Raw genomic sequence first — 22351 nt, 5'->3', positions numbered from 1 at the left:
ATGCAGACTCCGCCTCAATCCCCCGGGTCCGCGGTGAAGGGCTGGAGATCTGTCCTCCTCTGGTTGGGCCTGGCACTGCTGCTGCGCTGGGCCGTGATCGAACCCCGCTGGATCCCCTCGGGTTCGATGCTCCCCACCCTGCAACTGCAGGACAGGATTCTTGTGGAGAAAATCAGACCCAAACTCGGGTCTGGCGTTCCTTTAGGAAGCATCGTGGTCTTCCGCGCCCCTGAGCAGCTCGTCGCTGCGGGCTATGACCCGGCGGCCGCTCTGATCAAACGAGTCATTGGCCACCCCGGCGATGTCGTGGAAATCCGCGGTGGGGAGCTGCTGCGCAACGGTGAAGCCGTCGCGGAACCCTGGCGCACTGAAGCAATCGACTACAGCTTTGGCCCCGTCACCGTCCCCGATCACCACCTCTTGGTGCTGGGGGACAACCGCAATGCCAGCCTGGATTCCCACGTCTGGGGACCACTGCCCGAGCAGGATCTGATCGGCACCGCGGTGCTCCGCTACTGGCCCCTGAACCGCGCCGGCCTGATTCGGTTCCCCGCCCCAGGGGCCGACAATCAGCTGGGGTAGGGTGCAACCCTGACGTGGAGCACGCCGGAATGTTCAACCCGGAGTTCCTGACCAGCGACAGCGAACCGATCAGCGGCAACTCGCTGATTCAGTACCTGCAGGAACAATCCCCGGACGTGTTGCAACGCGTGGCTCGCTCCGCCAGCGGCGACATTCAGGACATCATTCGGCACAACGTCCAAGGGCTGCTGGGGATGATTCCCGGTGAGCAATTCGACGTGAAGATCACCGCCAGCCGTGATCATCTGGCTGGCCTGCTCGCCTCGGCGATGATGACTGGCTATTTCCTGCGCCAGATGGAGCAGCGCATGGAACTAGAAGCGACCCTGTTCGACGACGACGGCGCCGACGCCGATCCCGGCGAACTCAGGCTTTAGGCCGATTCTTCGCTCGGGACCACTCCGGAGCGCACCAATAACTGATCGATCGAGGCGAGGTAGTCCCAGTCCCCCTCGTTTGGGGCCCATGGCCTGTGCTCGAACGCATCGGCCAACTGGCCCAATTGCTCGTTGGAGCAGGGCACGGGAGCGTCGTAATGGGCCGGGACGACCCAGCGCACCTGGGGCAGTTGCGCCAATTCCCGCAGCCAACGAATCACCACGGGCCTCGCCCGAGGGAACACCAGTCGCTCGAGCACGGGTGCCACCAGAAGCGAGCCGCTCGGCTGCGTCAACGCTTCAAAGGCCAGGCGAGAACTGGAGCGCCACTGAAACGGGAACAGACCGAAATAGCTCCGAGCTGAGCGGCAGCCCGGCTGAAACGCCTTGGACAACAGCTCGCGGAGGGGTGGAACCTCCAGGGCCTCCGGCCGCAAAAACGAAGCAAACAAAGCAAGACGCTCCCAACCTTTTTGGCGCAGTTCCGGCGTGTCCGTTAGGGGTTGATCGCCGCTGTCACGGGCATGGAAGAGCAGGGGGGTGGGATCGAAATCAAAAATGGGTGGTGGCTCCGGGTTAATGGCCACCAAGGCGTCCGTCAGCAGCAGCGAGCCACTGGCCTGATGCAGGCAGGCAAATTCCTGAAAGCGACCCAGCCCAAGATCAAGCGGACCCAAGGACGACCACACCAGCTCGTCGCTGTGGGGATAGCCATCCTCCTGAAGCACCCGGGTTCGCGCCCGCGGGAAGCCCAACCAGCTGGCAGGCAGGTTGATCGGGAAGCTCCACTGACCGGGGGTGACCCAGACCTCCGCCTTGGGAAAAGCCCGTGCCATCGGCGGGACAGGGAGCTTGTGCTCCAACCCTGAGGCCGTCGGCAACACAATCGTTTGGACCGCTCCAAAACGCTCCTCCAAGGAGCGAAGGGCCTGACGGACCTCGACGGTGGGCGCGACTGGTGCATAGAGCATCAGGCCACCACGCACACGGACCACCGTCATTCGGATGGGCACCGCCACGTAAAAGACACCCTGAAGCTGCTCAAAACTCCAGAGCTGGTCTGGGATCAGCTCACGCACCAGCGTGCGCTTGCGCCCGTAGGGATAGAGGGGCAGCAACGGCCACCAAGTCCAGCGCTGGTCGGAAGCGGCAACCATCGAGCGCTTCAGGTCAGCAGCACCAGGCTGATGCTCATCACGAGCATCCCCGCGGTGACCCCGAACATCATCAGGTGGTGCTTGGCGCCAGTGCGCTGGGCCGCCGGGAGCAACTCGTCGAAGCAGATGTAGATCATGATTCCGGCGACGCTGGCAAACACCAGGCCCAGAACCACGTCATTGAGAAAGGTACGCAGAAAGACGTAGCCGATCAGCGCTCCGACTGGTTCCGCCAAGCCCGAGGCAAAGGAAATCCAGAATGCCTTGCTTCGGCTACCAGTGGCGTAATACACGGGCGCTGAGACCGCGAGCCCCTCCGGGATGTTGTGAATGGCGATGGCGATGGCGATCCCAATGCCAAGCCGGGGTTCAGAAAGCGCCGCCACAAAGGTCGCCAACCCCTCGGGAAAGTTGTGAATCGCGATGGCCAGGGCCGAAAACAGCCCAGTGCGCATCAGTGCCGAGGAATCGGAGCCTTCGCGCAAGGGCAAAATCGCCAACTCGTGCGAAGGGAGCAAGCGATCAATCAGCGCAAGAGCCAGCATCCCGGCAAAGAAGGCCAGAACCGTGACGAGATAGGCCGTGCTGGTGCCCAGGGCAGGCGTCAGGGACTGGCGGGCCTTCGGGAAGATCTCCACGAAGGAGACGAAGATCATGACCCCGGCAGAAAAGCTCAGGGCGCTCGTCAGTAATCCCGGGCTAAAGCGCCGGCTGAGCACGCCAAGCCAACTGCCGATCCCTGTCGACAGGCCTGCGCCGAGGGTCAGCAGGAAGGCCGGCAGTACCTGGTGGTCCAGCGCTTCCAAGCCCGGCTCCTCGGCAAAGGTGGTTCGATGATCGCAGGCCAGGAGGCCCTTGGTGGGCGGATCGGCCGATCCAGGCACGTTTCAACAATCCCGGGCTCGACCCGCAACGCCTGGACAGATGCCCCCACATGGGGCAGAACACAGACATCGCTGCACGAGCGGGCCATGCAGACGCCATTTGGAATCTGGCTCCCGCAGGTCACGGTGCTGCGCTGCCGGCAGTTCGAGCAGGCCAGCGATGCCGTCGAAGCGGTGCGGGAGCGCCAATGCGTCGTGCTGCAACTCGAAGGAATGGAGCCCAGCGAAGCGCAGAGAATCCTCGATTTCGTGGCCGGCGCCGTCCATGCCCTGGACGGCCAAATGGAGCGTGTGGGTGATGGGACCTACCTCTGTGCACCGGCCGGGGTCGGCGTCAGTCAGCTCAGTGGCTCCTCGGAATCATGCGTTGAACCGGCCTGAACCCGGCGCTCCAACTGCACGAACAACAGCCAGGCCAGCCCAGCCGAGACACCTCCGGTCCAATCGGAGCGCAGAAGCTCAATGATCGAGGCGGTGCTTGCCGTCACCCTGAGGACCCGCAGGGCCAGGCGACCAAGTCGGTTAGCCATAGGGGCCAAAGCGTGTTGCACAAGCTGCTCCGCACTGGGCGCCCAGCCTGATGGAATCAGCGAGCGACCGTTGGGCCGCAAGGCCCGTCACGACACCTGCCGCAAAACTGTCGCCGCAGCCATAGCTCTCCACCAGGGGCCCTGGAAGCGGAGCCGCGTCGTACCGGCCGCCTGGAACGCTGTGGCCTCCGGCGGCTCCCTCGGTGCGGATCAAGGCCCGGGGCGCGGTTGTGAGTTGCGTGGGATCCACCGCCTCTCCAGGATCCAGGCCACTGCCAATGAGGGCATCCAAGGGAACAGCGGCCTCATGCAGCACGGGTAGACGGACCCGCGGTGTGGCCGCCAGAACCTTGGAGGCGCGGCAGGCGCGCAGGAGCGGCGCATCAGCCGCCGTGACGAAGAGTCCATCGCAGTCCGCCAGGTCCTTCCACGGCAACGGATCACTGAGGGACGGGCTCAGGCGGTCTCCGATCACCGTGATCGCCCGATCCCCTCCGGGATCCACCAGGCTCAGGCCCCGCCGGGTCGGAGCATCCCTCCAGGCCACATGGAGCTCAAGACCCAAGGCTTGGAGGCGTTGCACGCAGGCCTCCCCAACCGCATCCCGCCCCAGGGCCGTGAAGAACTGAACGGGTTGTTGGGTCAGCCGCGCCATCTGCACCGCCACGACCGCGCCACCACCGGCGGGCTCCTCCAGGCTGCGGAGCGCATGGCCAATGGCACCCGGTCGAGGTAGTTGATCAACCGCCAGGAATTGCACCCACTCGATGTGACCAACCACGGCCAAACGCATCGGCGGCAGTTCCGGTGCTGACCAAACAACGGGGTCGGTGGACACAGCGAAGCACGAACAACGGCTGGAACTCCATCAAAAGCCAGGCGGGCCTGCACACAAAAAAGCCCTCGCTGACGCGAGGGCTCTGGGAATGGAGCCGATCCGTTGGGGCTCAGCCAATCGACGGTGCAGTCAGAGCCACCGGGGTGATCTCGGACGCAGCCAGGTCGAGGGGGAAGTTGTGAGCGTTGCGCTCGTGCATCACTTCCATACCGAGGTTGGCGCGGTTGAGCACGTCAGCCCAGGTGTTCAGCACACGACCCTGGGAATCCAGGATCGACTGGTTGAAGTTGAAGCCGTTCAGGTTGAAGGCCATGGTGCTGACGCCCATGGACGTAAACCAGATGCCGACAACAGGCCAAGCACCCAGGAAGAAGTGGAGGCTGCGGCTGTTGTTGAAGGAGGCGTATTGGAAGATCAGACGACCGAAGTAACCGTGGGCAGCCACGATGTTGTAGGTCTCTTCCTCTTGGCCGAACTTGTAGCCGTAGTTCTGGGACTCGCTCTCGGTGGTTTCACGAACCAGGGAGGAGGTCACCAGGGAGCCGTGCATGGCGGAGAACAGGGAACCACCGAAGACACCAGCCACACCAAGCATGTGGAAGGGGTGCATCAGGATGTTGTGCTCAGCCTGGAACACCAACATGAAGTTGAAGGTTCCAGAAATGCCCAGGGGCATGCCATCGGAGAAGGAGCCCTGACCGAAGGGATACACCAGGAACACTGCAAACGCAGCAGACAGCGGAGCGCTATAGGCCACGCAGATCCAGGGGCGCATGCCGAGGCGGTAGGAGAGTTCCCACTGACGGCCCATGTAGCAGGAGATGCCGATCAGGAAGTGAAAAACCACCAACTGATACGGACCGCCGTTGTACAGCCACTCGTCGAGGCTGGCGGCTTCCCAGATGGGATAGAAGTGCAGACCAATGGCATTGCTGCTGGGGATGACAGCGCCAGAGATGATGTTGTTTCCGTAGATCAGGGATCCGGCAACAGGTTCACGGATGCCATCGATATCCACCGTCGGGGCGGCGATGAAGGCAACGATGAAGCAAATGGTGGCGGCCAGCAGGCAGGGAATCATCAGGACGCCGAACCAACCCACATAAATGCGGTTGTCGGTGCTGGTGACCCACTCGCAAAACTGCGTCCAAGAACTGGAGCCGCTCTTACGAAGAGCAGTGGTCATAGGGGAAGGCCCAATCGAGCCAAATGAGTACGAATGCCGCAGATGCGGCCTGCAAAACCTAGGAGCCCCTAGAAAACATTTCCTGGAGCAAAAATTAAATTCAGGAAAGAACCAAAATGTTCATGAAGAGCTTCATGAAGGCTTCATGAAGCTATGTATAGCGATCGAGTCTGTGCGGCCTGGCGATTAGGCGGGGGCCGATTGTTCTTTGAGCCACTGCTGCGCAGATACCAAAAACGCGCTCCAGTTCAGTTTCTCCTCGTCCGCCGCGCGGGCAACCAACAGGGGAGCCTGGCGCTGCAAGAGAGCATCCAACTCCGCTTCGGGAACACCGGCGGCCAAAGCCATGTAGTCAGCCATCGCCCGGCCCACAACCCTGGTCAGATAGGCGGCACTGAGGGCCTGCATGGCACCCCCCACAAGCCATGTCGGACCGTGCCACTTCACCACCGAGGCCAGGGCTTGAGAGCTCCACTCGACAACCCCCAGACTCAGCGCCGCCTTGCCCAACTGAGACGCCGAGGCTTGCAGTTGCTCAAGGGACCAAGGGCAATTCCAAAGCCTGGCCATCTCCTGAAGCATCAAGCCATTGGCAGCGGCCAGCACCAACAGATCCAAGCTGGGAAGAGGCGCCACAACGACGCCCGCCGCCACGGTCCACTGGGTGCGCTGCAGCAAACGGGACCAGTGCTGGCGGCGCAGGCCCTCGAGTTCAAGCTGCCAAGCCGCATGCAACTCCTGCAGGCAGCGTTGTTGGTTGCGCTCCCGGCTCAGCGGTGTGGATTCCGCGAACCAGGAGGTGAGGTCTCGCCAGCCACTGGCCTCCTGGGCCGCAAGCGGCCAACAGCGCCCGCGCAGATGAACGGGAAGCTGCTGCTCGAGTTGCTGGAGCTGGGCGGAACTCTCGAGCTCCGGTTTCGTGCGCACCAGAATTCCCACCCGCTGCTGCTCTGGCAGGGCTTCAAGCCAGCGCAGGTCAGCCGCGGTCAGGGGCAGATCGAGTCGATACAGCAGCAGCTCGCAGTGGCGAAACACCTCCGGCCACTGCCAGGACTGAGGAGACAAGGGCAGCGCGTGACTGCGATGCACCCGAAGTGGATGAACAGAGGGGCAGTGACACAACAGCTGCTCCTGCTCGGAAGCGCTCCACGCTGCGGTCCCCACCAGGGCCAGCTGAATGCAGGTCTCCTCTTGGCGCTGACGCAACAGCTCCAGCTGAGAGCGGCGCTGAGTCTGGTGGAGCTCAAAGGTCTTGGCCTGAGCACGACCCTCCTCAGCGCTGGCTGCTTGCAGCACTTGGAACTGCTCAAGAACCGCCTCACAGCGCTCAAGCCAACCCTCGGAGGACTGAGGCAGTTGCTGACCGCTTGGACGCATGCGTCCGCCAAGCAACCAAAGGCCGGCCCCTGCGGCACCCAACCCCATCAGCGAGGAGAGGGGCCCATGGAGGGACTCCAGCACCATCCAACCGCCGCCTGCTGCCGCAAGCCAGGGCCAATGCCGCATTCCTTGGCGCAGAACCTGCGCTTTGAGCTCGTCCCCCAGTGCGAGAGGCCTCGGCGATGGGGATTCAGCTGAGACCTGAGGAACCGTCAATGGGGAGCCTGAATTCGGCGGCCGCGCCAACTCTTTAGCTCAGCTATTAACCCATGCCCAGACCCAATAGCGTGGGAGGACCGCAATGCGCCTCCTTGGCCATGGGTCTAGCCGGCCAAACCAACGAGCGGACCGACCGCCGGTCCGAGGTCCGGCGGGTCCTGCTGGTCGCCCTCGGGGTCAATGTGGGGATGACCCTGCTCAAGCTGAGCATTGGCCTCTTGAGTGGATCCCTGGCGCTCCTGGCGGATGCCATGCACAGCGCCACCGATGGGTTGTCCAGCCTGCTGGGACTGATCACCAATGGCCTCTCGGACCCCAAGCCGGACCGCGATCACCCCTACGGCCACGACAAATACGAAGCGATCGGAGCCTTGGCGATTGCCGGCTTCATCTGCTTGACGGCCTTTGAGATCGTGCGAACAGCCCTCGAGCGCATCAGCTCGGGCCTGCCCCCAATCCGCCTGGATGGCCAGGAGCTGCTGCTGCTCCTCATCGTCCTGGGCTGCAATCTGCTGCTTGCCGGATACGAGCGCAGTGAGGGCAGACGCCTGAGCAACCAGCTGCTGTTAGCCGATGCCAAACACACGACCAGCGACATCTGGACAACCGTTGTGGTCCTGGTCGGTCTCTGTGGGGTCGTTCTGTTCAAGCAGACCTGGCTGGACGTGGCGATGGCCATCCCGCTCTGCGTCCTCTTGATCCGCGTCTGCTGGCAGGTGCTGAAGACCAACTTGCCCTGGTTGGTCGATCAAATCGCCATTGCACCGGAATCCATCCACGAGACGGCGATGGGCGTCCCTGGAGTCCTCAACGTCCATGACATCGCCAGCCGCGGGGTTCTGGGTCAGCGGGTGTTCATTGAGCTCCACATGGTGGTGGATGCCGATGACCTGCCAAAAGCCCATCGGATTACCGAGCTCGTGGAGGAGCATCTCGAGCGGCGCTTTGGACCCGTTCGCTGCACAATCCACCTGGAACCGCGGGAGTACGCGGAATCCACCATCACCTTCCAGGGGACCCATGGCTGAGCTCCTGCGCTGGCTCACCCCCCATCAGCAGCAGCTCTTGGCCGATCTCAGTGACCGCCAACAACTGTTGGCTCGCTGGGATGGCGATCGGCCCATTGCCCTGCTCGAGCGCTGCTGGTTGCGGCTGCAGATCCTGCCCATCAGCAGGCTCAGCGCGGTTTTACCCCCCGACAACAGTGGTGAAGCCCCAGAGTTGATTCGCTTCCGCAACCTGATCCGCGCCGGTTTCTCGAGCGCAGAAGCGGAAGAACAATGTTGGGATGAGTTCGGGAAGGTGGCCTGCTCTGAGGCGCTCCAACGCTTTTGGGCCGCACAAGATCAGGGTTGCCATGGCTGGACGCTGCAGGCCTACCTCGACCTGCTGTCGCGCTACCGAAGCAGCATCGAATCGGAGGGACCAAATCCTTTGCCGGTACTGGTCTTGGCCCGAGCAGGCAGTCCAGAACACCATCGCCTGATTTGGCACTGGCCGGCCTCACTGTCGGTAGGGCACACTTGCCGCTGACTTCTTCAGGTGTGCGGCCATGGCCGACGGTGATTTCCAACGGAATTCGGGCGAGCAGTCCCAAGGCAACCGCGGTCCTCGCGAAGGTGGCGGGTTCCGCATTCGCCTGAGCGATAACGAGATGCGCGCCGCCCGCGCCGTGCAAGAGGCCTTTGGCGTCCGTTCCACCGTGGCAGCCCTGGGCCTATCCCTGCGCACCGTGGCCCAGCTGATCGAAGAGGGCCGGATTGACGACATCGTTGCCCAGCAGAAGGCCAGTGCCGGTTCCCGGGGACGGGGCGAGCGGGTTGACCGTCGTGGCGAGCGCAATGAGCGCCCTGGCAACCGCCCCAATCCGTTTGCCCGTCCCGCCAAACCAGCAGCCGCGGTCCCTGAAGAGGAGACGGTGAGCGAGGAAGCCGCGTCGGAAACCACCGAAGTGGCAACAGAGCAAACCACCACCGAAGAGACCACCGAGGCCTGATTCGAGGCCGCTGCCGGGTCCTGCCTCCAGGCAGAATCCGGCGAACATTTCGCCAGCTCGCATGCAACGCGCCAGGGTCCTGTCCGGAGTTCAGCCCACTGGCGCCTTGCATTTGGGCAATTGGCTCGGAGCCATCCGCAACTGGGTCGGACTGCAGGAGACCCACGACACCTTTTTCTGTGTCGTGGACCTGCACGCGATCACCGTGCCCCATGACGCGGCCGCCCTGGCCCGTGACACGCGCAACACCGCCGCCCTCTATCTCGCCTGCGGAATCGATCCGGAGAAAGCGACGGTTTTTGTCCAGAGCCATGTCTCAGCCCACAGCGAGCTCTGTTGGCTCCTGAACTGCGTCACACCGCTCAACTGGTTGGAGCGGATGATCCAGTTCAAGGAGAAGGCCGTCAAACAGGGGGACCAGGTCTCCGTTGGCCTTCTGGACTACCCCGTGTTGATGGCGGCGGACATCCTTCTGTATGACGCTGACCTCGTGCCCGTTGGCGAGGACCAGAAACAGCACCTGGAGCTGGCCCGAGACATCGCCCAGCAGCGAATCAACGCTCGCTTTGCCCCGCGGGATGCCGAAGGCGAGCCCATCCCCGTCCTGAAGGTGCCCGAGCCGCTCATCCTCAAGGAGGGTGCCCGCGTAATGAGCCTGACCGACGGGCGCAGCAAGATGAGCAAGAGCGACCCCAACGAAGGATCCCGTGTCAATTTGCTGGATTCGCCTGAGGTCATCACCAAGAAGGTCAAGCGCGCCAAAACCGATCCCGTGATGGGCCTCGAATTTGGGAACCCGGAGCGCCCCGAAACCGACAACCTCTTGGGGCTCTATGCCCTGCTGAGCGGCAAAGGTCGTGAGGCAGCCGCTGCAGAGTGCGCCGCGATGGGCTGGGGCACCTTTAAACCCCTACTGGCCGAGACACTTGTCGAAGCGCTGCGCCCCATTCAAGAGCGCTACAACGACCTGAGCGCTGATCCCGCCGAACTGGACCGCGTCCTCAAAGCAGGCAGCGAGCGCGCCAATGCTGTGGCCCAGGCCACTCTGGAGCGAACCCGCGAGGCCCTGGGCTTCCTCAAGGCGAACTGAGGCCCCAAGCCGCTAATCAAAAACGGAAGGAAAGATAAAGGTGGCTAATTCGTTACGGCGCATTGGCCAGCCAAAAACCTCGCCAATCGCCCTGGAGAACTAAAAATCAACCTGCAGCACATCGAGGCAGCACTTGTCCAGTTCGGACGGGAAGTCTCACCTTGGGACTCGGCTAGCCAGCAGTCTCAATGGACTGCGACGTTGTGCCGCTTGCCAATTCGTCATTCGCTCCAGCATTCCCTCAAGCCCAGTCGTGCCGCCGCTCCGGCCTGCTCACTGGGTCTGCTGCTTCTGGCCGCTGGCCCCCTCGTAGCTCCCTCCAAGGGAGTCGAGGTGGATCAGTCACTGGAGCAGATCGTGGCGGCTGCCAGCAAGACCGAGGACGGAGAGCTGTATGCGATCACCCCGGAGCGCCGGGCCCTGCTCAACACCATTCGCTACGCCGAGGGCACCTGGAAACAAGGCCCCGAGGGCTATCGCACCCTCTACGGCGGCGGGCGTTTCAGCAGCCTGGCCAAACACCCTGATCTGGTGGTGGTGAAGCGCTACACGAGCGCGGCCGCAGGTGCCTATCAATTCCTGCCCGGCACCTGGAAAGAAGCCGCAAACAAACTGAGCCTTCGCAGCTTCAAGCCCCACAACCAGGACCAAGCGGCCCTGTATCTGGTGGATCGCCGCGGTGTACTCGATCAAGTCGACCGCAGCGGCTTAACCCGCGGGGTAATGGCCGTGCTGTCCAAGGAGTGGGCCTCCTTCCCTAGCCACAACGGACTGAGCGCCTACGGCCAACCCGTGAAGAAGGCTGCGGAACTGGCCAACTTCTACGAATCCAACCTCAAGCAACTGAAGCGCAGCCGCTGGGCTCAGGCCTGAGGAGGATCGGGGCGCTCTTGCTCCGGAAGCGGCACTCCCGCCACCCGCAACATGGCGGAGAGGTTCCAGACCCGCATCATCAGGCGATGCCAAGGGGTCATGGCATCCATATCAACGGCCATGGGGGTCGAGCAGGCGGCCCGGAGTGCTTTGGCGGCGGCGATCGCCTGAAGTGCCTCCTCCAGGGCGGAACGAAACTCCCGCTGTTCCACCGGTGGCACCAGGTGGTCGGGGGCGTGATCCAGAAGGACCAAACCGCGCTGGAACCAATAGCGAAAGTCACCAAAGAGTGACTCGAGCAAGTGGTCGAGCAATTCGGCCGACTCAGCCTGGGGTTCTTGGGAGTTGCTCACCCCCACACCCTAGTAATGGTCTGAATTGCGCTGCGTAGGATCGGGGTTGCTATCCCGCTGCCGTGACCGCGACCCGTACTGCCGAGCCTGCAGCCACGGTGCACCTGCCCAAAACCAGCGAGAGCGACCAGCTGCTGCGTATCCGCCACTCCATGAGCCACGTGATGGCCATGGCGGTCCAGCGCCTCTTCCCCAAGGCCCAGGTGACCATCGGACCTTGGACAGAGAACGGCTTCTACTACGACTTCGATAACCCCGATCCCTTCACGGAGGCCGACCTCAAGGCCATCAAGAAGGAAATGATCAAGCTCATCAACAAGAAGCTTCCGCTGGAGCGTCTGGAGGTGAGCCGAGCGGAGGCCGAAAGCCGGATCCAGGCCCAGAACGAGCCCTACAAGCTGGAAATTCTGGCCGGGATCCAAGAACCCATCAGCCTTTACACCCTCGGCGAGGACTGGTGGGACCTCTGTGCAGGCCCCCACGTCAGCAACACCAAGGAACTGAACGCCAAGGCCTTTGACCTTGAGAGCGTCGCAGGCGCCTACTGGCGTGGCGACGAGAAGAACGCCCAGCTGCAGAGGATCTACGGCACCGCCTGGGAAACCCCAGAACAGCTGAGCGAATACAAGCGCAGGCAAGAGGAAGCCAAGCGCCGGGACCACCGCCGGATCGGGACCGACCTTGACCTGTTCTCGATTGAGGACGAAGCCGGCGCTGGCTTGGTCTTCTGGCATCCCCGCGGCGCCCGCATGCGCCTCTTGATCGAGAACCTCTGGCGGGAGCTCCACTTCAACGCCGGCTACGAGCTGCTCTACACCCCCCACGTGGCTGACATCAGCCTCTGGAAGACCTCTGGCCACCTCGACTTCTACAGCGAGTCGATGTTTGGCCCGATGCAGGTGGACGAGCGGGAGTACCAGCTCAAGCCCATGAACTGCCCGTTCCACGTGCTGACCTACGCCAGCACCCTGCGCAGCTACCGCGAGCTACCGATCCGCTGGGCCGAGCTCGGGACGGTGTATCGCTACGAGCGCCCCGGAGTGATGCACGGCCTGATGCGGGTGCGGGGCTTCACCCAGGACGACGCCCACGTGTTCTGCCTGCCGGAGCAGATCAGCGACGAAATCCTGGCGATCCTGGATCTCACCGAACAGATCCTCTCGACCTTTGATTTCCGCAACTACGAAATCAACCTCTCCACACGGCCTGAGAAGTCCATCGGCGAAGACGCGGTGTGGGATCTCGCCACCCAGGGCTTGATCGAAGCGCTGGAGCGCAAGGGATGGGCCTACAAGATCGACGAAGGCGGTGGTGCCTTCTACGGCCCCAAGATCGACCTCAAGATCGAGGACGCCATCGGCCGGATGTGGCAATGCTCCACGATCCAGCTGGACTTCAACCTGCCTGAACGCTTCGACCTGGAGTACGTGGCAGCGGACGGATCCAGGCAGCGGCCGATCATGATCCACCGCGCCATTTTTGGCTCACTGGAGCGGTTCTTCGGGATCATGACCGAGAACTACGCCGGTGACTTCCCCTTCTGGTTGGCACCCGAGCAGATCCGCCTGCTGCCAGTGACCGATGAGGTCGCCGGCTACGCCGAATCCGTCGCAGCGGCCCTGAAGGCGGCGGGCGTACGCGCCAGCGTGGATCACTCCGGTGACCGCCTGGGCAAGCTGATTCGCAATGGCGAACAGATGAAGATCCCCGTTCTGGGGGTGATCGGCGCCAAGGAGGCCGAAGGCGGGACCATCAGCCTGCGCAGCCGCCGGGAGGGCGACCTGGGCAGCATCGAGCTGGAGACCGTTGTGGCCGCTGCCAAGGAAGCGAATCAAGATCGGGAAGCGGGGCTCAAGATCAGCCCCCGCTGATCTCCGATGACCACGCTTCTAGCCGGTGATATTGGCGGCACGAAGACCCTGCTGGGCCTCTACAGCGTCGAAGGAACGGCACTGATTCAGAAGGCCAGTCAACGTTTCGTCTCGGCCGATTGGGCTGATTTCTCGGCCCTGGTGAATCACTTCCTCGACGGGGAGGCGTCCTGCTTCGAGCGACCTCGCCAGGCCTGTTTCGCGATTGCGGGTCCGGTGCGCCAGGGCCGGGTGAAACTCACGAACCTCCCGTGGCTGCTGGATGAGGTGGAACTGGCCCGCGCCTGCCAGCTCGAGGTGCTCGAGCTGGTCAACGACTTTGCCGTTCTGATCTATGGGCTGCCTCACCTGCAGCCAGAGCAACAGACGACCCTGCGGCAGCCGGCTGCGGGCGGCGGCGACCCCAAGGCGCCGATCGCGATTCTTGGGGCCGGGACCGGTCTGGGGGTAGCGATCGGAGTGCCCACGGCAGGGGGCTTGCAGGCCATGGCCAGCGAGGCCTCCCATGGCGAATTCGCCCCCTGCAACGAGGAGCAGTGGCAACTGAAGACCTGGCTGATGGCCGAGTTCGGTCTGCCGCGCCTCTCGATTGAACGGGTGGTGAGCGGCACGGGACTGGGCGACGTGATGCGCTGGCGCCTGGCCACCCATCCCGACGGAAGCAACCATGCCCTGATGAAGACGGCCGACACCGAGTTGCCTGCGGCGACCGCTGCGGCCGCCGCGGCTGGCGATCCCCTCGCCCGCAAAGCCCTGGATCTCTGGCTGGAGGCCTACGGAAGCTGCGCAGGGGATCTTGCCCTGCAAAGCCTTTGCTATGGCGGGCTTTGGCTGGGAGGTGGCACAGCGGGCAAGCTGCTCGATGAGTTGCGCTCAGAGCGCTTCCTTGGGGCCTTCTTGAACAAAGGACGGCTCAACGCCGTTGTGGAACAAATCCCTGTCCACGCCTTGATCGACAGCGAGACTGGACTCTTCAGTGCCGCTTGCCGGGCTCGGCTGTTGAACGCCTGAGTGGGACACTGACCCCAGCAGAACAGAGCGCATGGCCCGCCCCCGCATTGGACAGGGGGTTGTGGTGGATGTCCCCGCCACAACAGCCAACTTGGGTCCCGGCTTTGATTGCCTCGGAGCGGCCCTGGATCTGAACAACCGCTTCGAGATGCGCTGCATCGAAGGCAGTGGCGAGCGGTTTGAACTGGTGATCGAAGGCAGCGAGGGATCGCACCTGCGGGGCGGCCCGGACAACCTCGTTTACCGCGCAGCCCAGCGGGTCTGGAAAGAAGCAGGTGAAGAGCCGATTGCTGTCGAAGCGCGGGTCCGCCTGGCGGTTCCACCAGCACGGGGACTGGGAAGCAGCGCCACAGCCATCGTGGCTGGCCTGATGGGGGCCAACGCGCTGATCGGCGAGAAGCTCAGTCGCGAGAAGCTGCTGGAGCTGGCGATCGACATTGAGGGTCACCCGGACAACGTGGTTCCTTCACTGCTCGGTGGCCTCTGCCTGACCGCTCGAGCCGCCTCCCATCGCTGGCGCGTGGTGCGTTGCGAATGGGACCCGAAGGTGATGGTGGTGGTGGCCATCCCGGCCATTCGTCTGTCCACCAGCGAAGCCAGACGGGTCATGCCGAAGGCCATCTCCATTCCCGATGCCGTGACCAACCTCGGATGCCTGACCTTGCTGCTGCAGGGACTACGCACCGGGAATGGCGACCTGATCGCCGATGGGATGCACGACCGGATCCACGAGCCCTATCGCTGGGGCTTGATCCAAGGGGGCCAGGAGGTGCGCGAGGCCGCCATGGCAGCGGGGGCCTGGGGCTGCGTCATCAGCGGCGCCGGGCCGAGCATCCTGGCCCTCTGCCCTGAAGACTCGGCGGTGGCCGTCAGCAAAACCATGGTTCGGGCCTGGGAGGGTGCGGGGGTGGCCTCCCGCTCCCAGGTGCTGCAGCTCCACCAGGCTGGAAGCCGCTGGGAGCACCTGCCCTCCTAGGCCACTCAACCTGAGTAGAAATGCCTAGACCAGATCGGTCTCACTGGTAGATTTCTTCCTTGATAGGCACCTCCCGTAGGAGGAGGGTTGAGTCCCTAGAGGGCTGAACCCAGATACGGGACATCGCCCTCGATACCCAAAAGCCGTGCACGCGATGGACGCCAACCTGCCCCTGATGGCCGCGTCCGCTGCGATTCCCGGCTCCGCGTTTGGTGACTCCGCTCTCGCCCAGGGAATGCTGGCGGCGCCAACAACCTTTCCCTGGCTCAGCCTGATCGCTCTGCTTCCCATCGCGATCGCGCCACTGGTGATGCTCCTGCCCGGTGATGGCACGGACCCCAAGCTCCCGCGAACGGTTGCGCTGACGACCCTGTTGGCTGACCTAGGGCTGATGCTCTACGTCTACAGCCAGCACTACGACGGCTCGATCGCGGGGCTGCAACTGGTTGAGCGTTTCGCCTGGGTTCCCGCCATCGGCCTGGAGTGGTCCCTCGCCACCGATGGACTCTCAGCACCGCTGGTGGTGCTCTCTGGCTTGGTCACCCTGCTGTCGGTGGCCGCCAGCTGGAACATCAAGACCAAAACCAGGCTCTACTTCGCTTTGCTCCTTGTGCAGGCCTCTGCCCAGGCCTTGGTCTTCCTCTCCCAGGACTTCCTGCTCTTCTTCCTGGCCTGGGAGCTCGAATTGGTTCCCGTCTATCTGCTGATCGCCATCTGGGGCGGCCAGCAGCGTCAATATGCGGCCACCAAGTTCATCCTTTACACAGCGACGGCCTCGCTGTTGATCCTGTTGAGCGGCCTGGCCTTGGCTCTCAACGGTCCCTTCACCCTGAACCTGAGCGAACTGATTGCCCGCTCTCCAGGCGGCCTTTTCGGCCTGCTCTGTTACCTGGGATTCCTGGTGGGATTCGGCGTGAAACTGCCGATGTTCCCGCTCCACACCTGGCTTCCCGATGCCCACGGAGAAGCCAATGCCCCGGTCTCGATGCTGCTGGCTGGGGTGCTGTTGAAGATGGGGGGCTACGCCCTGCTGCGCTTCAACGTGCAGATGTTGCCGGAGGCCCACCTGCAGCTGGCCCCCGCTCTGATCGTTCTGGGCATCGTCAACATCGTCTACGGCGCCCTCAACGCCCTGGCCCAGGACAACGTCAAACGGCGTATCGCCTGTAGCTCCGTCAGCCACATGGGCTTCGTGCTGCTCGGCATCGGTGCCATCGACAGCCTGGGGATGAGCGGAGCAATGCTGCAGATGATCAGCCACGGACTGATCGCGGCCGCGATGTTCTTCGTGACCGGCGTGTTCTACGAGCGGACCAAAACCCTCTCGATCCCCAACATGGGGGGATTGGCAAAGGTTCTGCCGATCACCTTCGCCTTTTTTGTCGCCAGCTCCCTGGCCTCCCTGGCCCTGCCTGGCATGAGTGGATTCGTCAGTGAAATCACCGTGTTCCTTGGCGTGACGAGCAATGACGGCTTCACCGTGGGCTTCCGGGTGATCGCCGTTGTCCTGGCGGCCATCGGTGTGGTGTTGACCCCGATCTACCTATTGAGCCTCTGCCGACGGGTGTTCTTTGGACCCCGGATCCCGGCGCTGGCGGTCCTGGGCGACATGAAGCCGAGGGAACTGGTCATTGGACTCACCCTGCTCGTCCCAACCCTCGTGATTGGCTTCTGGCCTCGAGTGGCGATTGATCTCTATGAGGCGACCACCACGGCCCTTGCCAACGACCTGGCGCAGCACGCCGTCGTGGCCCTTCGGCTACCCGCCCTCGGCTAATTCCCCGCAGCGTCAGTCCCTGAGCTGGAATGGGCCGAACAAGGCCCCTTGCCTCAGCCACGATGACTGTCAGCAGCGCTGCCAACGCTCAAGCGGAGATCCTGCGGGGCGAGGGCCTGCCGAACTTTGAAGCGATCACCCCCGACGCCGTCAGCGAGCACATCCCTGCGTTGATGCAGGCCCTGGAAAGCGAACTGGGGGCCCTCGAGCAGTCCTTAGGCCAGAGACTCGAGCAAAACCAGACGCTGAGCTGGAACGATGTGATGGCTCCACTGCAGCGGCTGGGTGAGCGGCTGCGCTGGAGCTGGGGTGTCGTCAGTCACCTCAACGGGGTCTGCAACAGCCCAGAGCTGCGGGATGCCCATGCCAGACAACAGGCCTCGGTTGTCCAATTCGGCAACCGTGCTGGCCAGAGCCAGGTGATCTATCGCGCCCTGCAGCAACTCGAGGCGGGTCGCTCTGGCCTGGATGGCACCCAACAACGGATTCTCGATGCCGAACTTCGGGACATGAAGCTGCGCGGGGTCGGCCTCAGTGGCGCCAGAAAAGAGGCCTTCAACAGTGCCAGTCAGAGCTTGGCGGAACTCTCGACCCGATTCGGCAACCATGTGCTCGATGCCACGAACCACTGGACCCTGCGACTGACGGACGCCGCCGAGGTCGAAGGTCTACCGGCAAGCCTGCTGGGGCAGTTGGCCCAAGCGGCACGCCAGGCCGGCGACGAGGACGCCAGTGCTGAGCAAGGGCCGTGGCTGATGGGGCTGGACATGCCCCGCTACGTGCCATTCATGAAGTACAGCCGCAGGCGTGATCTGCGCGAGAAGGTCTACAAGGCCCACGTCAGCCGTGCCTCAGGTCAAGACGGCAGTGACCTCAACAACTGGCCGCTGATCGAAGAGATCCTGACGCTGCGCAGACAACAGGCGGAGCGGCTGGGGTTTGCCAACTGGGCGGAGTTGAGCATTGCCTCGAAGATGGCCGATTCAGAGCAGGCCGTGGAGTCGCTGCTGGAGGACCTGCGCGGCGCCGCCTACCCGATTGCCCAGCAGGAACTGCAGGCGCTTGCCACCTGCGCCCAAGCCCACGGCGCCCCAGAAGCGACTGAGTTGCAACCCTGGGACATCAGCTACTGGGCTGAGATCCTTCGCCAGGAGAGTTTTGAACTCGACAGCGAAGCCCTACGGCCCTGGTTCCCCCTACCGCAGGTGCTCGATGGGCTGTTTGCCCTGAGCGAGCGACTGTTTGGAATCCGGATCGAGGCGGCCGATGGGGAGGCGCCGATCTGGCATCCGGATGTGCGTTTCTTCCGCATCCTCGAGCAAGGCCAACCCGTGGCTGGCTTCTACCTCGATCCCTACAGCCGTCCGGGCAGCAAGCGTGGTGGCGCCTGGATGGATGAATGCCTGGTGCGCTCCAAGGGCACTGACGGCAGCGTGGTCCTGCCGGTGGCCTACTTGATCTGCAACCAGAGTGCGCCGGTCGGAGAGACGCCGAGCCTGATGACCTTTGACGAGGTCGAGACCCTCTTCCATGAGTTCGGCCATGGTCTGCAGCACATGCTCACGAGCGTGGAGCACCCCCAGGCGGCCGGCATCAATGGCGTCGAGTGGGATGCCGTTGAACTACCCAGCCAGTTCATGGAGAACTGGTGCTATGACCGCGCCACCCTGATGGGAATGGCTCGTCACTGGCAAACGGGTGAGGCCCTACCCGAGAGCGAATTCTCCAAACTGCTGGCCGCACGAACCTTCATGGGCGGTTCAGCGACCCTGCGTCAGGTGCACTTCGCCCTGGTGGACCTGCGTCTGCACAGCCAGTGGACGCCGGAGTCCGATGTGACACCGGAGGCCCTCCGAAGGGAGATCGCTACCACCACCTCAGTGCTGGCCCCCATCGACGAGGACGCGTTCCTCTGCTCCTTCGGACACATCTTCGCCGGCGGCTATGCGGCGGGGTACTACTCCTACAAGTGGGCCGAGGTGCTCAGTGCCGATGCCTTTGCAGCCTTTGAGGACGTCGGCCTGGAGAACGAAGACCAAATTCGCGAGACCGGTCGCCGCTTCCGCAACACGGTCCTGAGCCTTGGCGGCAGCCTTGACCCAAAACAGGTGTTTGAGGCCTTCCGGGGGCGTCAACCCAGTAGCGATGCTCTGATTCGCCACTCCGGCCTGGTAGCCGTCTAAGTCCAGGGCCTACAGGATGGGGGGAGATGGGCCGCCCCATGGCTTCAGGCTCCCCCCTCGCCTCTATTGCCGATCCCCTGGAGCTGGATCCGGACTGGTCCTGCAGCGTTCCGCTGCTCGCCTTTGAAGACGCCCTGGATCAGAGCGTCTTTCGCTCAGGCTTAACCCGATCGGATTGGCTCAAACGCCTCGCCCACCAGCTCCACAAGCCACAGTTGCTGCCGCTGCTCTGGCTGTTGCCCAAGGGCTGGAAATTGGCTCCGGCAGATTTGCCCCAGCGCTTGCAGACCCTGAGCGGACTCGTGGAGCGCGAACTGCTCACTCCGGCCCTGCTTGGGGCGGTGGCCGATGCGCTTCCCCACTTCCTCAATGGGGAACACGCCGCTGCCATGGGCCGTTGGCGCGGGCAACAGGACGCCGACCTGCCCAGCAGCTTGGAGCAGCTCCTTCGGCTCAATCCATCAAGCACTGATCCAACAGACCCTCAAGTAGGCAGCACAGAGGCCGAGCGCCTCAGCGGCGGGCTCATCTGGCATAACGCAGGACTGCAGCATGAACAGTCCGCCAGCGAGCGAGAGCGCAACGCACTGGCCGCCCGCGTGCTCAATCGCCTCGCAGCCAACGCGCTGGAGCAGGATCAGTGGCAAATCGATGGAGCCAGCAGCTGCAGGGCCTGGTTCAGCCGGTTGCAGCAAGAGGGCTGGAGCCTTCAGGCCCAGCTGCGCGCCAGTGTGGCCAGCTTTGGACTTGGGGCAAGCCTGCCCAATCCAGAGGGCTGCAGCCAGGTGCCCTTGGCCCTCCCCATCCGCACCGGACTGCTTGGGGAGGGGGAGCAGGACATCCAGAGCTTGCTTCCCCACAGCTGTCTGGAGCTGGAATGGCGGCGGGGCAACGATCTCATCCGCCTGCAGTACTACCAGGGCACCGAGGGGCTCTGCGGTTGGGAAGCCCTCAACGATCTCCATCGTCCCTGGCAGAACGACCGAGAGAATGGAACGATCCGCTACTTGGGGGAGCCGTTCTGCGCTGAACGTCTCCTCGAGGTGATGGATCTCTGCGACATCATGGCCTTGATACACAACCAGCAGAGCGATGCCGATGCGCTCTGGCTTGGGGGATATGGGGCCTTGGGATTTTGCATCGATAGCTCTGCGGTGTTGCAACAGGCCATGGACGGACGCTGCGACCTCTTCCCCTGCCTGCTCGGGGCCATCTGGCGAGAACGACTCCTGCAGCGAGCCCGTGGACTGCAGCTACAGCACGAGTCACAGCACAGGGCCCGTGAGCGCTATTGCCGCGCCCTCACAGAGCTGCCCCACGATGGCTTTTGCTTTGCGGAGGGCAGCCGCGATGCCAAACGGCGCCTCAAAGCCTCACAACCCCAAAGCAGCCCATTCCGGTTGACCCAGCAGGCCCTAGTCCTCTGACTCAATCGCCTGGACGATCTGCTCAACGACGGCCTCGCGGTGCAATTCAGCAAACGGGCCACTCAAACCGTTGTGGTTCATACCCTCGATCTCCCGCCGTTCGATGCGGGAGTGCTTCAGGGCTCGATTCCAATTCGAAAGGGGTAGCAACGGTGATCGCCCCGGATAGGCAATGCGGCCAAAGGCCGCCACCGGATCACGGCTCCCAACGATCATTGTGATTTTGGAGAGCTGGCTCAGCAGTTGATTGCCACTAAACACGCCGCAGAAGCTGACGATGCTCACTGGAGCACGGCAAATGCGGCGGAGGTATTCCGCGACGCCCATCGCCATCTCAGCACCACCGCTGTAGCCCACCAGAACGATGCGCTGGCCCTGATCAGGCCGAAACCCGACCTCCCCCAACCGCAACGCGATCTTGAGGGACAGCTCGTAATTCATGATCGGGCCGTAGCGGTGATCCGAGGAAATTCCCACCTTGATCACGTTGTTGGCTTGAACCAAAACGGCAGCCAACAGCTGGATCCAGCCGTTGGGATGCTCCTCTTGCAGGGCAAACAAGCGACGCCAAAACCAGGCACTGCCGAGGTCTTGAGCCAGGGCCACGGGCAGCACTGTGTAGGCCTCTAAGCCCTTCACCAACCGGGTGGAGTGGTTGAGCTGCTGATCCAGCAACTGCAGAAAGGCCGAGACCCGCGGCGGATGATCGCGCTCCAGTTGGTGAATCCCATCGAGATACACCACAAAACAGCGATGCTCAGCCGCCGCAGGGGACGTGGGGAACAGGGCGGTGGGATCCGGGAGCCCCTCCAACCAGCCCTCCCAAAAGGCAAATTGCGTCACCAGGGAATAGATGCCAGCCGTCGGAATCAAGACCAACAGCAGCAAGCCAGACCAACGCAAGAGCAGGTTGATGTCAGCCCAATCCAAGACCGAGCGCAGGGCCAAGAGCACATGGCCCACACCAAACCAACTCACCCCCAGCCCCAAGGCGAGCACCAGGACAATGAAAGTGAGCCTCGAGCGAGTGCTGTGTTGCTGGGCTTGGATCGCCGCTTGCTGAGCGGGGGATGACCGGTTCATCACTCAAGCCCCATGGGCATCGGACAGTTGGGAGGCCAGGGTGCTGTATCCCGCCTGCCAGCTCTGGCGGAACAACAACCAGACAAGCAACACGGCAACGGCATAGCCAGGAGTCGCCAGCAGCAAGGCCTCGCCGTAGGGCAGAGCGAAGCGCACATGCAACAACGACACCACGTTGAGGTGCATCAGCACCCAAATCACAAAGCCGATGGTTTCACCGACATAGGGCGCTGCCACCAGCAAATAAAAGACCGCCGGCAGCAAACACACAGCCACCCCATCAATAAAGGCACTGGGGTGGACTGGAACACTGGCTCTTGTGGCCAGCAGAACCATGTCAATGGTGCTGCTTAAGAGGAAAGCCACCGAAAGCATCAGGCCATCGAGAATCAGATGGATGATGATTTGGCGGCGATTGAGGCGATTGGCAAGGAGAGAAAAGACATGGGAGAGGGACATTGACAGTCCCACCACGAGCAACAAACCGAGGCCCACGTCGGTTTGAACGAGCCAAGTACCGAGAGCGTCGAGTGCTGCTTGGACTCCCATGCTTCAACT

The 22351-nt window shown here is 63.0% G+C and carries 23 protein-coding genes; 14 read left to right on the top strand and 9 right to left on the bottom strand.

What is annotated here, in order from left to right; translation table 11 throughout:
* A complete protein-coding gene (gene lepB, locus LY254_RS00825) occupies positions 1–582 on the top strand; it encodes a signal peptidase I (RefSeq protein ID WP_247478092.1) in 582 nt (193 codons plus the stop codon).
* A gap of 29 nt (positions 583–611) precedes the next feature.
* Positions 612–959 (top strand): DUF760 domain-containing protein, encoded by a 348-nt coding sequence (locus tag LY254_RS00820; RefSeq protein ID WP_247479959.1) that lies wholly within the window; start codon positions 612–614, stop codon positions 957–959.
* Here the strand turns inward: LY254_RS00820 and LY254_RS00815 are convergent.
* Complete coding sequence (locus LY254_RS00815) at positions 956–2116, bottom strand: DUF4336 domain-containing protein (protein WP_247478090.1); 1161 nt, start codon at positions 2114–2116, stop codon at positions 956–958. The genes LY254_RS00820 and LY254_RS00815 overlap by 4 nt on opposite strands.
* 8 nt (positions 2117–2124) lie before the next feature.
* Positions 2125–3000 (bottom strand): zinc transporter ZupT, encoded by an 876-nt coding sequence (zupT, locus tag LY254_RS00810; protein ID WP_010316768.1) that lies wholly within the window; start codon positions 2998–3000, stop codon positions 2125–2127.
* Positions 3001–3087: 87 nt separating this feature from the next.
* Here zupT and LY254_RS00805 point away from each other — a divergent pair, with 87 nt between their 5' ends.
* Positions 3088–3381, top strand: coding sequence for a cell division protein SepF (locus LY254_RS00805; protein ID WP_010316767.1), 294 nt, complete (start codon positions 3088–3090; stop codon positions 3379–3381).
* Here LY254_RS00805 and LY254_RS00800 read toward each other — a convergent pair.
* The 4 genes from LY254_RS00800 to LY254_RS00785 all read right to left on the bottom strand — a co-directional run bounded on the left by LY254_RS00800 (position 3339) and on the right by LY254_RS00785 (position 7060).
* Positions 3339–3530, bottom strand: coding sequence for a hypothetical protein (locus LY254_RS00800; protein WP_029626273.1), 192 nt, complete (start codon positions 3528–3530; stop codon positions 3339–3341). The two genes, LY254_RS00805 and LY254_RS00800, sit on opposite strands and share 43 nt — an antisense overlap.
* The gene (locus LY254_RS00795) at positions 3523–4323 is read right to left on the bottom strand and encodes a PfkB family carbohydrate kinase (RefSeq protein ID WP_247479957.1); all 801 of its coding nucleotides are present in this window, start codon (positions 4321–4323) and stop codon (positions 3523–3525) included. Before LY254_RS00795 ends, LY254_RS00800 begins: the two co-directional genes overlap by 8 nt.
* 154 nt (positions 4324–4477) lie before the next feature.
* The gene (gene psbA, locus LY254_RS00790; protein WP_010316763.1) at positions 4478–5554 is read right to left on the bottom strand and encodes a photosystem II q(b) protein; all 1077 of its coding nucleotides are present in this window, start codon (positions 5552–5554) and stop codon (positions 4478–4480) included.
* 186 nt (positions 5555–5740) lie between these two features.
* Positions 5741–7060 carry a YcjF family protein gene (locus tag LY254_RS00785; RefSeq protein WP_247478087.1) on the bottom strand — a complete coding sequence of 440 codons (1320 nt, stop codon included), beginning with the start codon at positions 7058–7060 and terminating at the stop codon, positions 5741–5743.
* Between the two features lie 191 nt (positions 7061–7251).
* Here LY254_RS00785 and LY254_RS00780 point away from each other — a divergent pair, with 191 nt between their 5' ends.
* The 5 genes from LY254_RS00780 (at position 7252) to LY254_RS00760 (ending at position 11112) form a co-directional block, all read left to right on the top strand.
* Positions 7252–8181, top strand: a complete 930-nt coding sequence (locus LY254_RS00780) for a cation diffusion facilitator family transporter (RefSeq protein ID WP_247479954.1) — start codon at positions 7252–7254, stop codon at positions 8179–8181.
* Positions 8174–8686 carry a hypothetical protein gene (locus LY254_RS00775; protein WP_247478085.1) on the top strand — a complete coding sequence of 171 codons (513 nt, stop codon included), beginning with the start codon at positions 8174–8176 and terminating at the stop codon, positions 8684–8686. Before LY254_RS00780 ends, LY254_RS00775 begins: the two co-directional genes overlap by 8 nt.
* Positions 8687–8705: 19 nt before the next feature.
* On the top strand, positions 8706–9149 hold the full coding sequence (locus tag LY254_RS00770) for a hypothetical protein (RefSeq protein WP_247478082.1): 444 nt from the start codon (positions 8706–8708) through the stop codon (positions 9147–9149).
* Positions 9150–9210: 61 nt separating this feature from the next.
* Entirely contained in the window at positions 9211–10239 is a 1029-nt protein-coding gene (gene trpS, locus LY254_RS00765; RefSeq protein WP_010316758.1) for a tryptophan--tRNA ligase, read from the top strand.
* 210 nt (positions 10240–10449) lie between these two features.
* Entirely contained in the window at positions 10450–11112 is a 663-nt protein-coding gene (locus LY254_RS00760; RefSeq protein WP_247478080.1) for a glycoside hydrolase family 104 protein, read from the top strand.
* On the opposite strand, the gene LY254_RS00755 is transcribed toward LY254_RS00760, so the two are convergent.
* Positions 11103–11465 carry a DUF2605 family protein gene (locus LY254_RS00755; RefSeq protein ID WP_247478077.1) on the bottom strand — a complete coding sequence of 121 codons (363 nt, stop codon included), beginning with the start codon at positions 11463–11465 and terminating at the stop codon, positions 11103–11105. The genes LY254_RS00760 and LY254_RS00755 overlap by 10 nt on opposite strands.
* Before the next feature lie 152 nt (positions 11466–11617).
* Between LY254_RS00755 and thrS the strand changes: the two genes are divergently transcribed.
* From thrS to LY254_RS00725, 6 genes are all read left to right on the top strand, one after another.
* A complete protein-coding gene (gene thrS / locus LY254_RS00750; protein WP_247479951.1) occupies positions 11618–13336 on the top strand; it encodes a threonine--tRNA ligase in 1719 nt (572 codons plus the stop codon).
* Positions 13337–13342: 6 nt separating this feature from the next.
* Complete coding sequence (gene glk / locus LY254_RS00745) at positions 13343–14347, top strand: glucokinase (protein WP_247478074.1); 1005 nt, start codon at positions 13343–13345, stop codon at positions 14345–14347.
* A 31-nt stretch (positions 14348–14378) separates the two neighbouring features.
* On the top strand, positions 14379–15323 hold the full coding sequence (gene thrB, locus LY254_RS00740; protein ID WP_247478072.1) for a homoserine kinase: 945 nt from the start codon (positions 14379–14381) through the stop codon (positions 15321–15323).
* A 154-nt stretch (positions 15324–15477) separates the two neighbouring features.
* On the top strand, positions 15478–17100 hold the full coding sequence (locus LY254_RS00735; protein WP_010316748.1) for an NAD(P)H-quinone oxidoreductase subunit 4: 1623 nt from the start codon (positions 15478–15480) through the stop codon (positions 17098–17100).
* Between the two features lie 62 nt (positions 17101–17162).
* Positions 17163–19283 carry a M3 family metallopeptidase gene (locus LY254_RS00730; RefSeq protein WP_247478062.1) on the top strand — a complete coding sequence of 707 codons (2121 nt, stop codon included), beginning with the start codon at positions 17163–17165 and terminating at the stop codon, positions 19281–19283.
* Between the two features lie 38 nt (positions 19284–19321).
* A complete protein-coding gene (locus LY254_RS00725) occupies positions 19322–20710 on the top strand; it encodes a hypothetical protein (RefSeq protein WP_247478059.1) in 1389 nt (462 codons plus the stop codon).
* Here LY254_RS00725 and LY254_RS00720 read toward each other — a convergent pair.
* Both LY254_RS00720 and LY254_RS00715 read right to left on the bottom strand, forming a co-directional pair.
* Positions 20699–21793 carry an alpha/beta hydrolase gene (locus LY254_RS00720; RefSeq protein WP_247478057.1) on the bottom strand — a complete coding sequence of 365 codons (1095 nt, stop codon included), beginning with the start codon at positions 21791–21793 and terminating at the stop codon, positions 20699–20701. The two genes, LY254_RS00725 and LY254_RS00720, sit on opposite strands and share 12 nt — an antisense overlap.
* 3 nt (positions 21794–21796) lie before the next feature.
* Complete coding sequence (locus tag LY254_RS00715) at positions 21797–22342, bottom strand: hypothetical protein (RefSeq protein WP_247478055.1); 546 nt, start codon at positions 22340–22342, stop codon at positions 21797–21799.
* Between the last annotated feature and the right edge of the window lie 9 nt (positions 22343–22351).

Source organism: Synechococcus sp. NB0720_010 (assembly GCF_023078835.1).
Lineage (GTDB): Bacteria > Cyanobacteriota > Cyanobacteriia > PCC-6307 > Cyanobiaceae > Vulcanococcus.
The sequence above is the reverse complement of the archived record's forward strand: the minus strand, read 5'-3'. Positions and strand labels throughout refer to the sequence as shown.

Bases quoted from the DNA above. Each gene is read 5' to 3' on its own strand.
- lepB (WP_247478092.1), top strand. From the start codon at position 1: ATGCAGACTCCGCCTCAATCCCCCGGGTCCGCGGTGAAGGGCTGGAGA.
- LY254_RS00820 (WP_247479959.1), top strand. From the start codon at position 612: ATGTTCAACCCGGAGTTCCTGACCAGCGACAGCGAACCGATCAGCGGC.
- LY254_RS00815 (WP_247478090.1), bottom strand. From the start codon at position 2,116: ATGGTTGCCGCTTCCGACCAGCGCTGGACTTGGTGGCCGTTGCTGCCC.
- LY254_RS00805 (WP_010316767.1), top strand. From the start codon at position 3,088: ATGCAGACGCCATTTGGAATCTGGCTCCCGCAGGTCACGGTGCTGCGC.
- LY254_RS00800 (WP_029626273.1), bottom strand. From the start codon at position 3,530: ATGGCTAACCGACTTGGTCGCCTGGCCCTGCGGGTCCTCAGGGTGACG.
- LY254_RS00795 (WP_247479957.1), bottom strand. From the start codon at position 4,323: ATGCGTTTGGCCGTGGTTGGTCACATCGAGTGGGTGCAATTCCTGGCG.
- psbA (WP_010316763.1), bottom strand. From the start codon at position 5,554: ATGACCACTGCTCTTCGTAAGAGCGGCTCCAGTTCTTGGACGCAGTTT.
- LY254_RS00785 (WP_247478087.1), bottom strand. From the start codon at position 7,060: ATGCGGCATTGGCCCTGGCTTGCGGCAGCAGGCGGCGGTTGGATGGTG.
- LY254_RS00780 (WP_247479954.1), top strand. From the start codon at position 7,252: ATGGGTCTAGCCGGCCAAACCAACGAGCGGACCGACCGCCGGTCCGAG.
- LY254_RS00775 (WP_247478085.1), top strand. From the start codon at position 8,174: ATGGCTGAGCTCCTGCGCTGGCTCACCCCCCATCAGCAGCAGCTCTTG.
- LY254_RS00770 (WP_247478082.1), top strand. From the start codon at position 8,706: ATGGCCGACGGTGATTTCCAACGGAATTCGGGCGAGCAGTCCCAAGGC.
- trpS (WP_010316758.1), top strand. From the start codon at position 9,211: ATGCAACGCGCCAGGGTCCTGTCCGGAGTTCAGCCCACTGGCGCCTTG.
- thrS (WP_247479951.1), top strand. From the start codon at position 11,618: ATGAGCCACGTGATGGCCATGGCGGTCCAGCGCCTCTTCCCCAAGGCC.
- glk (WP_247478074.1), top strand. From the start codon at position 13,343: ATGACCACGCTTCTAGCCGGTGATATTGGCGGCACGAAGACCCTGCTG.
- thrB (WP_247478072.1), top strand. From the start codon at position 14,379: ATGGCCCGCCCCCGCATTGGACAGGGGGTTGTGGTGGATGTCCCCGCC.
- LY254_RS00735 (WP_010316748.1), top strand. From the start codon at position 15,478: ATGGACGCCAACCTGCCCCTGATGGCCGCGTCCGCTGCGATTCCCGGC.
- LY254_RS00730 (WP_247478062.1), top strand. From the start codon at position 17,163: ATGACTGTCAGCAGCGCTGCCAACGCTCAAGCGGAGATCCTGCGGGGC.
- LY254_RS00725 (WP_247478059.1), top strand. From the start codon at position 19,322: ATGGCTTCAGGCTCCCCCCTCGCCTCTATTGCCGATCCCCTGGAGCTG.
- LY254_RS00720 (WP_247478057.1), bottom strand. From the start codon at position 21,793: ATGAACCGGTCATCCCCCGCTCAGCAAGCGGCGATCCAAGCCCAGCAA.
- LY254_RS00715 (WP_247478055.1), bottom strand. From the start codon at position 22,342: ATGGGAGTCCAAGCAGCACTCGACGCTCTCGGTACTTGGCTCGTTCAA.